Source organism: Pseudonocardia sp. Ae331_Ps2 (genome assembly GCF_001932405.1).
Taxonomy (GTDB): Bacteria; Actinomycetota; Actinomycetes; order Mycobacteriales; family Pseudonocardiaceae; genus Pseudonocardia.
This window is the reverse complement of sequence record NZ_MCIM01000001.1, coordinates 644,042-658,476: the sequence shown is the minus strand read 5'-3', so window position 1 is coordinate 658,476 and position 14,435 is coordinate 644,042. Positions and strand designations below refer to the sequence as shown.

The 14,435-nt window shown below is 70.2% G+C and carries 13 protein-coding genes; 5 read left to right on the top strand and 8 right to left on the bottom strand.

Going from position 1 to position 14,435, the window contains the following annotated elements; translation table 11 throughout:
• Positions 1 to 27: 27 nt before the first annotated feature.
• Entirely contained in the window at positions 28 to 792 is a 765-nt protein-coding gene (locus Ae331Ps2_RS03235) for a class I SAM-dependent methyltransferase (RefSeq protein ID WP_139318956.1), read from the bottom strand.
• A complete protein-coding gene (locus tag Ae331Ps2_RS03230) occupies positions 789 to 2,333 on the bottom strand; it encodes a sugar transferase (RefSeq protein WP_075310810.1) in 1,545 nt (514 codons plus the stop codon). Before Ae331Ps2_RS03230 ends, Ae331Ps2_RS03235 begins: the two co-directional genes overlap by 4 nt.
• Before the next feature lie 275 nt (positions 2,334 to 2,608).
• On the opposite strand from Ae331Ps2_RS03230, the gene Ae331Ps2_RS30200 reads away from it, so the two are divergent.
• Complete coding sequence (locus Ae331Ps2_RS30200) at positions 2,609 to 3,004, top strand: hypothetical protein (protein WP_139318957.1); 396 nt, start codon at positions 2,609 to 2,611, stop codon at positions 3,002 to 3,004.
• 85 nt (positions 3,005 to 3,089) lie between these two features.
• Positions 3,090 to 4,766, top strand: coding sequence for a cholesterol oxidase substrate-binding domain-containing protein (locus tag Ae331Ps2_RS03225; RefSeq protein ID WP_083695181.1), 1,677 nt, complete (start codon positions 3,090 to 3,092; stop codon positions 4,764 to 4,766).
• Between the two features lie 94 nt (positions 4,767 to 4,860).
• On the opposite strand, the gene Ae331Ps2_RS03220 is transcribed toward Ae331Ps2_RS03225, so the two are convergent.
• Complete coding sequence (locus Ae331Ps2_RS03220) at positions 4,861 to 5,505, bottom strand: TetR/AcrR family transcriptional regulator (RefSeq protein ID WP_075310812.1); 645 nt, start codon at positions 5,503 to 5,505, stop codon at positions 4,861 to 4,863.
• A gap of 95 nt (positions 5,506 to 5,600) precedes the next feature.
• Complete coding sequence (locus Ae331Ps2_RS03215; RefSeq protein WP_020627179.1) at positions 5,601 to 6,167, bottom strand: DsbA family protein; 567 nt, start codon at positions 6,165 to 6,167, stop codon at positions 5,601 to 5,603.
• Here Ae331Ps2_RS03215 and nhaA point away from each other — a divergent pair, their 5' ends adjacent.
• A complete protein-coding gene (gene nhaA, locus Ae331Ps2_RS03210; protein WP_075310814.1) occupies positions 6,168 to 7,508 on the top strand; it encodes a Na+/H+ antiporter NhaA in 1,341 nt (446 codons plus the stop codon).
• 32 nt (positions 7,509 to 7,540) lie between these two features.
• Here the strand turns inward: nhaA and Ae331Ps2_RS03205 are convergent, their stop codons facing one another.
• Positions 7,541 to 8,800 carry an acyl-CoA dehydrogenase family protein gene (locus tag Ae331Ps2_RS03205; protein WP_212567596.1) on the bottom strand — a complete coding sequence of 420 codons (1,260 nt, stop codon included), beginning with the start codon at positions 8,798 to 8,800 and terminating at the stop codon, positions 7,541 to 7,543.
• Positions 8,801 to 9,037: 237 nt separating this feature from the next.
• On the opposite strand from Ae331Ps2_RS03205, the gene Ae331Ps2_RS03200 reads away from it, so the two are divergent.
• Both Ae331Ps2_RS03200 and Ae331Ps2_RS03195 read left to right on the top strand, forming a co-directional pair.
• On the top strand, positions 9,038 to 9,406 hold the full coding sequence (locus Ae331Ps2_RS03200) for a DUF4870 domain-containing protein (RefSeq protein ID WP_020627182.1): 369 nt from the start codon (positions 9,038 to 9,040) through the stop codon (positions 9,404 to 9,406).
• A 157-nt stretch (positions 9,407 to 9,563) separates the two neighbouring features.
• Entirely contained in the window at positions 9,564 to 10,340 is a 777-nt protein-coding gene (locus Ae331Ps2_RS03195) for a hypothetical protein (protein ID WP_075310816.1), read from the top strand.
• A 554-nt stretch (positions 10,341 to 10,894) separates the two neighbouring features.
• On the opposite strand, the gene Ae331Ps2_RS03190 is transcribed toward Ae331Ps2_RS03195, so the two are convergent.
• The 3 genes from Ae331Ps2_RS03190 to Ae331Ps2_RS32420 form a co-directional block, all read right to left on the bottom strand.
• Positions 10,895 to 11,719: a transposase family protein gene (locus tag Ae331Ps2_RS03190; RefSeq protein ID WP_075329683.1), complete on the bottom strand. Its 825-nt coding sequence runs from the start codon at positions 11,717 to 11,719 to the stop codon at positions 10,895 to 10,897.
• 372 nt (positions 11,720 to 12,091) lie between these two features.
• Positions 12,092 to 13,063, bottom strand: a complete 972-nt coding sequence (locus tag Ae331Ps2_RS03180) for an IS30 family transposase (RefSeq protein ID WP_075308805.1) — start codon at positions 13,061 to 13,063, stop codon at positions 12,092 to 12,094.
• 859 nt (positions 13,064 to 13,922) lie between these two features.
• Complete coding sequence (locus Ae331Ps2_RS32420) at positions 13,923 to 14,318, bottom strand: hypothetical protein (RefSeq protein ID WP_075310818.1); 396 nt, start codon at positions 14,316 to 14,318, stop codon at positions 13,923 to 13,925.
• Positions 14,319 to 14,435 lie beyond the last annotated feature (117 nt).

The following is a 14,435-nucleotide window of genomic DNA, read 5'->3' as shown; positions in this document are numbered from 1 at the left end:
CCCGGATCTCAGGAAGTACCCCGGAGCTCAGGACGACCCGGTGTCGTCCGGGTGGGGCCCGGGCGGTCGGCGCAGCCGGTGCACCGACCACCAGCGCGCGGTGGCCGTGCGCTCCCAGCGCGGGTCGTCGTCGAGCACGGCGCGGTGCACCGGGTTGACGTAGCCGACGGTCACCGGGCCGCTCGCCTGCTCGGCCACACGGTCCAGCACGCGTCGCAGCACGGCGGGGCCGAAGGGGTTGAACAGGAACACCAGCAGCGGTCCCGCCGGGACCGTCGTCGTCGCGGCGTCGCCGGTGTGGACCACCACCGCGGTGGATCCGCCCGCGGCCAGGTTGGCACGCGCGGTGCGGGCCAGCTCCGCATCGAGCTCCACCCCGACGACCCGGGCGAAGCCGTGCGCTCGGGCGAGCGCCAGGGCCCGCCCCCGTCCGCATCCCAGGTCCAGGAAGGTGGTGACCGACGGTGTCGTCGCACAGGCCGCCACCACGGCGCGGAAGCGCCGCAGCCCCACCGGCTGGTAGGCGTAGGCGGCGTGTGGGTCGGGGGTGTCGCCCGGGGAGTCCGGCCGGAGCATTCCGGCGGTCCGGATGCCGTAGCGACGGTCGACCGCGGTCTCCGCGGCGCGGCGCAGGCACCGGTGTCCGAGTGCCACGGTCTTGGCCACGACGAACCCGGCGACCGCACGCGGTGCGCCGCTCTCCCCGAGCCCGCTCCGCGACCGGTGCAGGTCGTCCGCCAGCCGTCGTCGCTCGGCGCGCAGCACGTCCGCGAGCCGGTGGGTGCGGCTCACCACGCCCCGTCCCCTCGCAGCACCGCGCGCACGGTGCGCACCAGGATGATCAGGTCCAGCCACAGCGACCAGGTCTCCACGTAGCGCAGATCGAGTGTCAGCGACTCCTCCCAGCTCAGGGTGCTGCGGCCGCTGACCTGCCAGAGCCCGGTCATCCCTGGCCGCACGAGCAGCCGGCGTCGGGCACGGTCGCAGTAGGTCGCCACCTCGCCCGGCAGCGGCGGACGCGGGCCGACCAGGCTCATCGATCCGCCGACGACGTTGAACAGCTGCGGCAGCTCGTCGAGCGAGTACCGACGCAGGACCGCCCCGACCCGGGTCACCCGTGGGTCGCGCCGCATCTTGAACAGCGGGCCCGCCCCCTCGTCCACCGCGTGCAGCCCGGCGCGCAGCTGCGGGGCGTCGGGCACCATCGTCCGGAACTTCAGCATCTCGAAGGGCCTGCCCCGAACGCCGATCCGCTCCTGGCGGAAGAAGACCGGGCCGCCGTCGCCGCAGCGCACGGCCAGCGCGACGACCAGCAGCAACGGGGCGGTGAGGAGCAGGATCGCCAGCGCGGCCGCCCGGTCGAACGTGTGCTTGAGCGTCCGCGCGGCCCCGTCGAGTCGCAGCCGGGGCAGGCGCAGCAGCGGGAGGCCGTCGAGGTCGGTCAGGGACGCCCGCCGGGCGGTCACGTCGACGAGCCCGGCATCGACGACCAGCTCGACGGGGGTGTCCTCCAGCGACCAGGCCAGGCGGCGGAGCTCGGCGGGGCCGGCACCGGCCGAACGGCACACGACGACGACGTGGTGTCCGTGGCGCAGGGCGACACTCGCCGCGTCGTCCTGGTCGCCGAGTACGGGGACGTCCTCGACCGCGGCAGGTCCCGTACGGGTGGCGGCGGGCGTACAGACCCCGGTCACCTCCCATCCGGAACCGCGGTCGGTGCGGGCCCGTCGGACGAGGTCGGCGACGGCATCGGCCGGGCCGACCGCGAGAACCGGGGTGAGGCCGACTCCCCGGCGTCGGCGCCGTCGGAGGAACCGGTCGCGCACCAGCCGGACGGCCCCCAGCAGGACCCCCGTCACCGGGACGACGACCAGGGCCCAGGTGCGCGCGGGGTCCGCGGTCGGTGCGATCCCGCTCGCGGCGAGTCCGCCGGCCGCCAGCACGCCGCCGGCGACCAGCACCGCCTGCCCGAGCCGCCGGAACTCCTCGGCCCTCCTGCCGACGACCTCCGGCGACCAGGAGCGGACCAGCGCCAGCGCGCCGACGAGCGCCACCGCGGTGGTGACGGCGCCGGCGAGCCGGTCGGCCGGCTGGGCCCCGCCGATCCCCGACGCCACCGCCCCGGTCACCGTCAGCAGGATCGTCGCCAGGTCCGCGGCCGCGGTGCGCGACGCCCTGGAGGCCCGCCGGATCGGGCGGTGCGGACGGGAGACGGGCGTGACCGGGGGCGTGGGACCGGGGGGCCGACGGAGAAGGGTCTCTCGGGGCCGGGGGACCGGTGGAGCGGTCTGGTCGGGCGCCGCGGCCACGACGAGCGGGTGCTGGGAACTCACGTGGGCTCCTCGGATCGGGCGGGGGCGCGTGTCAGCGGAACGCCCACAGTAACAAGCGCTATTGATATACGAAACCGGAGATGCGGCGAGGTGGGAATCACCTGTCGAATGGTGACCGGCTGCCTACTGAGCGTCGCCGAGCTCGACCGTCGTACTAAAAGGCCTGGATGCGGGGGGTTCGAGGTCGCCGGAGCATGTGAGGTCCGTGACAGTAGGAGATATCGGTAGCGTCGGTTACTGTGAAGTCTCCACGGAAGTCCACGAGAGGAAAAGCCATGAATGCGAACTGGTTCAAGAGGACTGCGGCACTGATGGGCGGCGTGGTGGTCGCCGGTCTGCTGTTCACCGGCACGGCGATGGCGGACGAGCCGGTGGGCGACGGCGTGTGGAGCCCCTCGCACGACGCCTCGCTGCAGCGTGCGCCCCTGTGCCAGGGGCCGTTCGCGACACTGGACTGGCTGGACAAGAACTTCGCCGACCACGGTCGCGACGGCCAGGCCCAGCTCGCGGCGAACCTCGCCGCCCTGCAGAGCGGCGACCCCGGGAAGATCCTCGGCCAGGCGGAGACCTCGCTGCTCCAGTACCCGATCTACGCCGTCAACGACACGTTGTTCCACGTCCCGGCGACGGTGGGCGACGTGGCCGCGCTGTGCGCGTCGACCCGCCAGTGAGCTGACCCGATCGATCGTCATTCGGCCCCGTCCGCCTCGGGCGGGGCCGGGTGGTCGGCCGGCCGCGACATCGAGGAGAGCGAACATGCGAGAACTGACACGCCGGGCGGTCCTGCGTGGTGCGGCACTGGCCGGAACGGCGGTCCTCGTCGGTGTCCGGACGCCCGCCCAGATGGGTACGTCCCTGCCCGACTTCCCCGCCGGCGTCCCGGTGCACCGGGAGGTCTTCGAGAACTGGGACGGGGTGATCACGACCGATCCGTTGTGGACCTGCGTTCCGCGTACGCCGGCCGACGTGGTCGCGGTGCTCGACTGGGCGCACCGATCCGGGTACCGGGTGCGGCCGCGCGGCTACCGCCACAACTGGTCCCCGCTGGCCGTCTCACGGGGGCAGAACGAGGGGGCGAAGATCCTCGTCGCCGACCTCACCCAGGGGCTGACCGGTATGACGATGACCGCCCCGGGCGAGGTGCGGGTCCAGGCCGGTGCCCGGATGGACCGGTTGCTCTCGTTCCTGCACCGCAACGGTGCGTCGATCACGAACGCCCCCGCTCCGGGCGACGTGACGGTCGCCGGCGTGCTGGCCGTCGGGGGACACGGGTCCTCGGTGCCCGCGGCCGGTGAGCGACGGGTGCGCGGGCAGAGCTTCGGTTCCGTGTCCAACCTCGTGACCGCGGTGACCGCCGTGGTCTGGGACGCGGCGCGGGGCGGCTTCGCCGAGCGGACCTTCGACCGGTCGGACCCCGGGTGTGCCGCGTTGCTCACCGGGCTGGGGCGCATCGTGCTCACCGAGGTCCGGCTGCGGGTACAGCCCGCCTACGACCTGCGCTGCCGGAACCACACCGACATCCCGGCCACCGAGTTCTTCGCGGCCCCGGGGCGCACCACCGCCCGGTCGATGTCGTCGATGCTCGACCGGTCCGGGCGGGTCGGCGCCATCTGGTACACCTTCTCCGACCACCCGTGGATCCAGGAGTGGACGGTCACCCCGCGGCGGCCGCTGCTGTCGCGGCCCACGCTCGGGCCGTACAACTACCCCTTCGCCGACAACGTCCCCGCAGTCGTCGAGCAGCCGCTGTCGGCGATCGTGTCCGGTCACCCGGAGGTGGCGCCGCTGTTCGGCAAGACCGTGTACGGCGCCACCGTCGCCGGACTGACCGCCGTCGGCGCCCGCGACATGTGGGGGCCGGCGAAGGACTCCATCCACTTCGTGAAGCCGACGACGCTGCGGGTCAGCGCCGGCAGCCACGCCGTCGTCGTCGCGCGGGCCGACGCACAGCGGGTCGTGCACGAGTTCAGCTCGTTCATCACCGGGGCCCTGGCCCGGTACGCCGCGCAGGGGCGCTATCCGCTCAACTCCTGCGTGGAGATCCGGGTGACCGGTGTCGACGACCCGGCCGACTGCGAGGTCCCGGGGGCGGTGGTCCCGGCGTTGTCGGCATCGCAGCCGGTGCCCGGCCACCCCGACCGCGACACCGTCGTCTGGCTCGACGCCCTCGGCCTGCCCGGTACTCCGCACGAGTACGAGTTCTTCGCCGAGATGGAGGCGTTCGTGCGGTCGGCGTTCCGCGGGTACGCCACCGTGCGGCCGGAGTGGGCCAAGCGGTGGGCGACGACCGCGAGCGGCCCGTGGACCGACTCCCAGGTGATCGGTTCGATGCCGCAGGTCTTCCCGGGGTGGGCCGCCGCGCGCGACGCCTTCGCGGCGTTCGACCCGCACCGGGTCGTCACCGCGGACCTGCACGACACGCTCGGAATCTGAGCGGGACCGTTCCACCACCCGGCGGCGGGACGCCGTGCACGTCCGCGTCCCGCGGGTCACACGGTGTCGGTGCGGCCGGAAGGGGGCCGGTGCGTCACATCCCGAGCAGTGCGGCGGTGGCGTAGCGCTGGTAGGCGTCGATGACCTCGTCGCGAGATGCCTCGTCACGGTGTCGGAGCCACCAACGGCCCAGCTGCTCGCCGCCGCCGGAGATCATCTGGGCGGCCACCATGGCGTCGGTCGTGCTGAACTCCGGGAGGGGTGTCCGGATGAGCACCACCAGGGTCTGCACGGTCTCCTCGCGCAGGGACTCCAGCTGGTCGGCCGACTCACGGGACAGACCCATGGCCGGGTAGAGCATCGCCCAGCGATGCGGGGCCTGCTCGATGAGGGTGAAGAACGCCTCGCCCGCGACCCGGAACACGGTCGCCAGGTCGGCCGACTCCGCCGCGCGCATGAGTCCGAGCAGTCCCTCCTGGAACTCCTGCCGGATGCGGCGTACGCAGGCGATGTAGGCGCCGGTCCGCGAGCCGAAGTGGTCGTAGAAGACCGGTCGGCTCACCTCGGCCGCCCGGCAGATGTCCTCGACCGACACACCGTCCAGTCCGTGCTCGACGAACAACGCCTCCGCGCAGTCCAGGAGCTGTTGCGCGCGTACCGCCCGAGGGACCCGGCCGTGACGGAAGCCCTGGACGTCCTGGGGATGAGCCTCGCCCGGCCGATCGTCTCCAGCTGCCATTCGTCAAGGTTACATCGTGTAGGTCAAGCGTCTGTCGTGCGCAGGTGATCCGGCCCGGCGCGCCGGCTGGCCGGTGACGCCGACCGCTCCGTCCGCTACGAGGTGAGCGCGGGGTCCAGTGCGGCGGAGAGCTCCGCGACGCCGACCTGGCCGCGGTAGCGCTCCCCGTTCACGAACAGTGTCGGCGTGCCGCGGACCCCGGAACGCACGGCCGCGTTGAACCCGGCCTCCACCCGGTCCTCCGCCAGCTGCGTCGCCGGCCAGACGACCCGGTCCGGACGCACCCCCGCGGCGACGGCGTGTTCCCGCAGGTCGTCCTGGCGCAGCCTGGGCGGGCCGGGGGCGAACAGCGTGTCGTGCATCTCCCAGAACCGGCCCTCGAAGCCGGCCATCTCCGCGGCGAGCGCCGCCGCGATGGCGTGCGGATGCACCTCGTGCAGCGGGAAGTGCCGGAACACGAACCGCAGCCGGTCCCCGAAGCGGGCGCGGACCTGCTCCAGGACCGGCGCCGCATCCCGGCAGTACGGGCACTCGAAGTCGCCGTACTCCACCAGCGTCAGCTCGGCCTCGGGTGGGCCCAGGACGTGGTCGTACGGTCCGACGGGTGGGTCCAGACTGATGGCGGCCTCCTCGTCGTGACCCGCGCAGGGCAGGATCAGCACATGGCGGTGGTGACCCTAGCCGAGCGCGGCGACCTCTCCGATGCCGCGAGGCGCTTCCTCGGGACCGAGTCCGGATCGGCGGTCCTGCTGGTCGGGGCGGCCGTCGTGGCCCTGGTGTGGGCCAACCTGGGGGCCGGGTACGAGTCGTTCTGGCACACCGGCCTGGCCGTCTCCTTCGGCGACGCCGCACTCGACCTCGACCTGAGGCACTGGGTCAACGACGGCCTGATGGTCCTGTTCTTCCTCTCGGTCGGGCTGGAGATCGCCCGCGAGACGACGCTGGGGGAGCTGCGCGGGTTCCGCGCCCTGGCCGCACCGGCCGCGGCCGCGCTGGGTGGCCTCGTCGTCCCCGCGTTGTTCTTCCTCGCGCTCAACGCCGGTGGTGAGGCAGCGGGCGCCTGGGGCATCGCGATCTCCACCGACACCGCGGTGATGCTCGGGGTATTGGCGCTGCTCGGGCCGCGCTGCCCGGACCAGCTGCGGGTGTTCCTGCTGGCGCTGGCCATCGTCGACGACATCGGCGCGGTGCTGGCGATCGCGCTGTTCTACACCGACGAGGTCGACCTGCTCGCGCTGTTCGTCGCCGTCGTGCTGCTCGCCGGGCTGCTCGCGCTGCGCTGGGTGCGGTTCTGGCGGACGCCGTTCTACGCCGTCGTCGGGATCCTGTGCTGGGTCGCGGTGCTGCGCTCGGGGGTGCACCCGAGCGTCGTCGGCGTCGCGCTCGGGCTGCTGGTCAACGCCTACGCACCCCGCCGCACGGAGATGGTCGAGGCGGTGCGGATCGGCAAGAACTTCCTGCTCGACCCGACCCCGGAGCGGGCTCGCACCGCCCGTGCGGTCGCGGTCGCCGCCGTCTCGCCGAACGAGCGGCTGCAGCAGGCGATCCAGCCGTGGAGCAGCTACGTCATCGTGCCGCTGTTCGTGCTCGCCAACGCCGGCGTGGTGCTCTCGTCGGAGACCCTGTCCGCCGCGGCGACCTCGCTGCTGACCTGGGGCATCGTGCTCGGGCTGGTGATGGGCAAGCCGATCGGTGTCGCCGTCGGGACGTGGGTCGCGCTGCGCACCGGGCTGGGACGGGTGCCGGACACGCTGCGCTGGGGGCAGCTGCTCGGCGGCTCGGCGCTGTCGGGCATCGGGTTCACCGTGGCGCTGTTCGTCACCGAGCTCGCGCTCACCGACGAGCTGCTCATCGCCGAGGCGAAGATCGGGATCCTCACCGGGTCGGTGCTGGCGGCGCTGTCGGGCTGGCTGGTGTTCCGGCTGGCCGGCGAGCGCGGTGGGCAGTGCGCGCCGAGCGGGCTGCCGATGCTGCCGCCGCGTCCGTGGCGGCCGGTGGACTGACCGGCCGCCACGGCCCGCGTGCGACGACGGGGTCAGCCGGTGACGTCGCGCCCGATCAGCTGCCGGGCCACGATCCACTGCTGGAGCTCGTTGGCGCCCTCGAAGATCTCCAGAATCTTCGCGTCCCGGTACATCTCCTCCAGGCGGACCGACTCGCCGGACTCCGACACCTGGCGGGCGAAGCCGAGTGCGCCGTGGATCTGGATCGCCTCGCGGACGAGGTCGTTGGCCAGCCGGGTGCCGTAGGCCTTGGCCATGGCGGCCTCGGGCTCGGCCGACCGGTCGCCGCGGTCGAGCAGGGTCGCGGCCTTCTGGTAGAGCGTGCGGGCGCACTCGATCTCGGTCGCGCGCTGGGCCATCGTGAACTGCCAGTGCTGCATCGCGCCGAGCGGTCCGCCGAAGACCTGCCGCGTGCGCAGCCGCTGCACGGCCAGGTCCAGTGCGGCCTGGGCGACGCCGACGCCCGCCGCGCCGATCCCGATCCGGCCCCGGACGAGCGCGGACAGGGCGACACCCAGCCCCGCACCCCACTGACCGAGCAGGTTCCCGGCGGGGACCCGGACGTCGTCGAACACGATGTCGGCGGTGATCTGGCCCCGGTGGCCCATCTTCAGGTCGGGGGCACCGATCCGGACCCCGGGGGTGGACAGGTCGACGAGGAACATGGCGGCCCGGTCGCTGCCCGCCCCGGCGCGCACGAGCACCGACACCCAGCCGGCGACGACGCTGTTGGTGATCCAGCGCTTGCGCCCGTTGAGCAGGTAGTCGCCGTCGGCGGTCGGCTCGGCGACGGTCTGCATCCGCTCCGCGGTGAGGTCCGAGCTGGTCTCCGGCTCGGTCGTGGCGAAGGAGAACGCGGCGCGGCCGCTGGTCAGCTCGGGGATCAGCCGGGCGCGCAGCTCGTCGGAGGCGTAGGTGAGCGTCTGCGGGACGAGGATGCACTGGCCGTCGTAGACGCCCGCCATCGAGCTCGAGTGGTAGGCGATCTCCTCGGTGACCGTGCAGGTGGCGAGCATCGGGTGCGCCAGCCCCGCGCCGAAGTCGGCGCCGAACGGCACCTCGAACAGGCCCTCCTCGGCGAGGCCGCGGAACGCCTCCCACGGGAAGCTGTCGGCGGACTCCTCACGGGTGCCGATGTCGCGGGCGTGCGGGGCGAGCCGCTTCTCGACGGCGGCGCGGGCCGTCGCGCGGACCGCGACGATCTCGTCGGGCAGCCAGACGTCGTGGGCCATGCGGTCCTGCGTGCGCGGCACCTGGGTCTCGGTGCCCCGTCCCTGCTCGGCGATCGTCACGGAACGTCCCTCCTCGGTCGACAGGCGCACACTAACAGTCATTGCTGACTGTTAGTGGTGTGTGTCTCGACGCGCCCCGGTCCGCGCCGCCCGCGCGGCGGGCTCGTGATCGGGGTCCCGAGCACCCGTCCGGGTGGTCGGGCACCGGTGTGTCGCCCGGTTCCGGCCAGCCGGCTCCAGGACTGGCAGGGTGGTCGGCCCACCGGTACCGAGCCGGCCGGACCCGAAAGGACCTCGATGTCGCAGCCGTACCCCGCCGAATCCAGCCGGATCGCCGCGATCCTCGCCCACCTCTCGGCGCCGATCGCCGCGATCCTGAGCGCCGGGCTGCTGAGCCTGGTCGGCCCGCTGCTGGTGTGGCTGGTCAAGAAGGACGACCCGTTCGCGCGGCGGGCCGCAGCCGGGGCGTTCAACTTCAACCTGTCGTTCTGGGTGCTGTTCATCGTCAGCTGGATCCTGATCTTCACCGTGGTGGGGATCCTCGTGGCGATCCCCCTCATGATCGCGCTGTTCGTCGTCTCCGCGTGGTGCCACATCAAGGGCGCGGTGCGGGCGTCGAACAACCGGGCCTACGACTACCCGTTCCAGCTGCGCGTGCTGTCCTGAGTCCGGGTTGCGCGGGTCAGCGGCGTCGGGCGCTGTGACGCCGCGGCACCCCGAGAAAGAGGTCGATCCACCCGTCGGAACGATCACACGTCCCGATGTCGACCTCCGGAATACTCTTCTGTGACGTCCACCGTCGACCTCGCCCCGGGCGGCACACATGAAGGCACGGAACCCCCTCGACGCCGTACGCGACCGGCTGCGGCTCCCTCCGTCGCGGCCCGGCACCGCGGAGGCCCGGCTGGTTCCGTACGCCGACGCCGTGCGCGCTCTCGGTCGCGACGGCGACATGATGGAGTATCCCGACGATGTCCGCGTCGAACGGATCGTCGGCACCGTCGGGCGGGCCGACGACTTCGACGCCGAGTTCCAGCTCCGCAACCCGCAGTTGCGTGCGCGATGGGATGCGGTCGCCGAGCTGATGGCCCGGCCCGGCCAGATGGTCCCGCGGGTCGAGCTGATGCGGCTGGGGGAGATGTACTTCGTCGTCGACGGGCACCACCGTGTCTCGGTCGCCCGTGCGCGCGGTGTCGTCGCCCTCCCGGCCCGGGTGCGGTGGGTCTGCACCGTGGCCTATGCGATGGCCTGCCTGCGCGCGATGCACCTGCCCAGCAAGGCCGCCGAGCGTGAGTTCCTCACCCGCATCCCGCTGCCCGACCCGATCCGGACCGAGCTCTGGCTCGACCGCACCGCCGACTGGATGCGGTTGGCCGACGCGGCAGAGGCATGGGCCTTCCGCGAGACCCTGCGCGGGGCGCCCCTGCCGGACCGCCGGGCACTCGCCGAGCGCTGGTGGGCGGACGAGGTGACACCTCTGGTGCACCACCTCCGCCGGGCCGGCGTCGGCGTCGGCCTGCGTGACATTCAGCTCTACGCCGCCGCGACCGCCGCCCGGGACCGCCGGGGCGGGAGCGACTGGCCGCCCGCGGTCACCTGACGGCCGGATCAGCTGGTCGCCCTCATGGGGCAGACCGAGCACCACCGAGCTGGCTACACACCTGCGACGGCGTCGACAACGCCGCTGGAAGTACAGCGAGCAGGGCTTGTCGCCCGGCGTTTATCTCACGACCACCACGTTAAAAAGGGATCCCTATCCAGCAAATTTCGGAGCGCACTATGCGTGCGACTGCAGTCCGTGGAACCTCTTGACGCATCTGCTCGGTATCGTAGGATGTCTTCATGCGGTGCGGAACCACATAATCCCGCGCGATACTCGTTTATAACACAGAAGGCATGGTGTATCACGCCACAGTCATGGGCCCGGACCGTTCGGGCGTCTATGTGATCGTTCTGCAGGCGCGGCCGCTCCGGCTGCGCTTCGCGCGCCCATGCGGGCAGAATTGCAACCCCTGACAATTCTTCATTCTGGATCGGCACATCTATGCCTGAGGCACGACGCACGGAACATGATTGTGAGCTCTTCTGGCTCCATGGGCAGGGTGAATTCTGCCCGCATTGCGATGTACTGAGGTGTTCTCAGTAGCGGGTTGATCATGTCGTGCGGTCGTACTCGGTGTGGAGTAGTACGAGCGCAGCTGCGGTGATCGCGCCGGTGCGCCAGGGACATAGCGTGACTCGCCGCAACGCGGCGAAGGTGGTCTTGAGCAGGGCGTTTCCGCGTTCGGCCAGAGCACGAAGGGCTGAGTGCAGGGTGTTGACGGTGCGCTGGTTGACCGTCTGCCCGCGGCCGGGGACGGGTTTGATGGGCACGGTGAGCCGGTCGGCTTCGCCTTCGTAGCCGAGGTCGCCCAGCGCGGCGTGGGTGTCGTCGGTGAACGCGGCCAGGCCCTCGAGCAGCCCGGGGTGGGTACGGGCGCAGCGGGTGTCGTGCTCGCGGCCCGGCCGCACGTCGCTGGTCCATAGCGGCCATCCATCAGGTGCGGTGAGGACCTGGATGTTCCCGCCGTGGCGGCGGTGCTTGCCCGACCACCACAGGTCGACCCCGGGGGTGAGGCCGAGCGCGCGGCACCGGTCGGTGGCGATCAGGGTGCCGTCGAGATTCACGTGGGTGTGCCCGGCTGTGCGGGCGGCGAGCAGGGCTCCGTGCAGGCCGGGTGCGGCCGCGGCGAGGACGTCGATGCCTTCGTGCAGGTAACGGTAGGCCGTTGCAGTGCTGATCGCGTTGTCACCGGCCAAACATCGGACCCGGGTAGCATCACAGAACCAGCGGATCACCAGCACTGCCTGGGCGAACGGGGTCAACGCCCGCCGCCGGGTGCCACGTCGACGGCGTTGAAGGACCAGGAGCCGCGCCAGATAGGCCACGGTGCGCTCCCCGATCGGGAGGACAGCGGTGTAGGTGACAGGATCAGACATGCAGGACCTCGGTGACGGTGTCGATCTGTGCTGGACCGAACCGATCTACCGGGGTCCTGCCCCGTTCCCGCTCATCTCACCACCCTCGGCGTGTCGCCACGACCTGCCACCCCGCTACTGAGAACACCTCAATGTGCACGGGATCCGTGAACTACTGATCGAGGTAGTTCGCCGGATCCACACCACGGGCTTCGAGATCCCGACGAAATTCTTCCACCACTTCGTCGGCGAAGAGAACGAGCACATGTGGTTCTTCGCCGAGTTCTGCCTGCGCTACCTCGGCAAGATCTACCCGGACCGATCCATGAGCTTCGGCCCGGATCCCGGGTCACCGCTGGTGCAGAACTTCATCGTCTTCAGCCGAAGGCGAATTCAGGCGGTCGAAGCATCTAGCTCAACGAGTTCGGCGAATATCTCGGAGGGCTTCTTCCAGTTGTGGATCTTACGGGGTCGGTCGTTGATATCGCAAGCCACCATCGCCAGATACTTCGGGTCCGAGGTGATTTCCGTGCCTTTCGGGAAGTACTCGCGCACGATGCGGTTGAGGTTCTCGTTGCTGCCGCGTTCCCACGGCGAGTGCGGGTGGGCGAAGTACACCGGCATCGACCCCTTGGTGACGGCGGCGTGGCCGGCCATCTCCGCCCCGCAGTCCCAGGTCAGCGAGGCCCGCATGTGGGCGGGCAGGCCACTGGTGGCGGCGATGACCCCACGGCCGACGGTCAGCGAGTCGCGCCCGTGCAGCGGAACGAGCACGAGGAACCGGGAGGTGCGCTCGACCAGGGTCCCGACGGCGGTCTTGCCGTCCTTGCCGATGATCAGGTCACCCTCCCAGTGCCCGGGCACCACACGCCCCTCGGCGTTGACGGGGCGCTCGTCGATGTAGACGGGGTCCTTGATCCGCGGAGCCGGTGGTGGCTTCCGTCCGCCACGTCGAGTGGTGCGCCCGGAGCGCAGTGCGAGCAGCTCGCGGGCCAGGGTGGACACCGGGGTGGCATAGATCCACTGGTAGATCGCCTCGTGAGACACCCGGCAAGCCTGATCGTCGGGATACTCGGTCGGCAACCGGCCCGCGATCGAGGCCGGTGACCAGCCACGACGCAGCAGAGCGTGCACGATCCCGCGCAACCGCGGATAGCGGTCCACCGCGAGCTGCTTCGGGCGCGCCCGCGCCGCCTGGGCCCGTTCCTGCGCTGCCGCGGCCCGGTACTCGTGGCGTCCGCCGTGGCGACGGACCTCACGAGAGATCACCGACGGATCACGACCCACCACCGAGGCGATCTGCTTGTAGGACAAGCCTTCCGCCAGACCCCTCGAGATCTCCTCCCGATCCGACAACATCAACATTTCACGCACGGAACATCCTGTCCCGCCCAACTCGCCAAGATCAAGTGCTACGACCGGCAGAACTCACCCCCTTGATCTTCAGTCCACCCAATTTCGTATTCACCGTAGGAGAATGTTGACCCAGGAAAGTCTCGGCCTTTTCGCATCATAAATTCATCGGCAGCCGCGCTGTCGCGAAAAACTCCGAGGATTCGACAGGAGTCGACGCCCTCCTCGAGAACAATCCAGACCGTCAGTTTCATCGCAGCACTAGTAGCCACAGGGCAAGTCTACTCGGGGAGTAATTACAGCTGACTGGTAGGTGCGACCGAGCTGAACGGAGTACCCCTTTGTCTCCTGCTGGAACCTCGAAGTATTATTGTTCTTGCAGTAGAACTCAATATTCTTCTGCGTGAGCGATGCTACCCCGCGGGACGTTCCCGTCTTCCTGTCCACCTGCTTGTAGCGCAGGCCGGCCCACTCCACAATGTAGAGAGTGCTCGTCTGTGAAATAATTGTCGGCCTGCCGGCTTTGCAACTTGTGTATGGCTTAGCTCCGACGGACTTCTTGCCTGCAGAGGTTCGAGGATGAACGACCGATGGATACAATGTGCATTGGAACGGATCTAGGGTCGCCATCGGTTGAGCCGATCGAGGGTCAGTGTCGTGATATGGTTGATACGGAGCACTCCGCCCCGCGATACGCTGAAGTTCGTCCAGGTAGTTCTCGTCAGGGCCCGGCTCACTGGCGAGTGCCGGATGAGCCAGCCCCACCGCTGCGAATACGACAGCCAGGGCCAGTCCGATAAAACGCCTCACTGATTACCTCCCCCATAGAGTGGATGAATACTAAACAGGCGCAAATAGGCGTCGCGACGCATCACCACTGGCAAATATTGGCAATCGCCGTGTTGGCGTAATGGAGCTGCCGCTTGACCCCCTCGTCGACTTGAACGTCGAAGCCTTTCGGATCATCTACAGCAAGATACGGCAGCACCACCTTGTAGCTAGCCACCCACGCCTCAACTGCAACTTTCAGATCCCCATTCTTCAAATTTAGCGCTCCTCCTTCCATCATCGAGGGGATGGAGTGAAGCTGGATCGGGGTCAAGACTTGATTCGCCACGGGCCAGCCGACGCCGTGTGCAGTCAGGTCAGCCTGGGTGATCGCGCACCATTCGACATCCTCGATGGGTTTCTGACAGCCAGCAACGAGAGACCCCACCACCCCGAGCGCCAGCAGCAACGCCGCAGACCCGACCTTCGGTCGAGACATCGGCGCCCCTTCTCTCCTTGCACACCGGTCGCACGTCCCTGCCCGACTTCTCTTCAAGATCGACTAGGGCTGGTGTTTCGGCCTGTCGTGCGGCGTGAGCGGGCGACGGGAATCGAA

What these genes read in the sequence shown, in the direction of transcription:
- Ae331Ps2_RS30200 (WP_139318957.1), top strand. Translation starts at nt 2,609, where the DNA reads ATGAATGCGAACTGGTTCAAGAGGACTGCGGCACTGATGGGCGGCGTG.
- Ae331Ps2_RS03225 (WP_083695181.1), top strand. Translation starts at nt 3,090, where the DNA reads ATGCGAGAACTGACACGCCGGGCGGTCCTGCGTGGTGCGGCACTGGCC.
- Ae331Ps2_RS03220 (WP_075310812.1), bottom strand. Translation starts at nt 5,505, where the DNA reads ATGGCAGCTGGAGACGATCGGCCGGGCGAGGCTCATCCCCAGGACGTC.
- nhaA (WP_075310814.1), top strand. Translation starts at nt 6,168, where the DNA reads ATGGCGGTGGTGACCCTAGCCGAGCGCGGCGACCTCTCCGATGCCGCG.
- Ae331Ps2_RS03200 (WP_020627182.1), top strand. Translation starts at nt 9,038, where the DNA reads ATGTCGCAGCCGTACCCCGCCGAATCCAGCCGGATCGCCGCGATCCTC.
- Ae331Ps2_RS03195 (WP_075310816.1), top strand. Translation starts at nt 9,564, where the DNA reads ATGAAGGCACGGAACCCCCTCGACGCCGTACGCGACCGGCTGCGGCTC.
- Ae331Ps2_RS03190 (WP_075329683.1), bottom strand. Translation starts at nt 11,719, where the DNA reads ATGTCTGATCCTGTCACCTACACCGCTGTCCTCCCGATCGGGGAGCGC.
- Ae331Ps2_RS03180 (WP_075308805.1), bottom strand. Translation starts at nt 13,063, where the DNA reads ATGTTGATGTTGTCGGATCGGGAGGAGATCTCGAGGGGTCTGGCGGAA.
- Ae331Ps2_RS32420 (WP_075310818.1), bottom strand. Translation starts at nt 14,318, where the DNA reads ATGTCTCGACCGAAGGTCGGGTCTGCGGCGTTGCTGCTGGCGCTCGGG.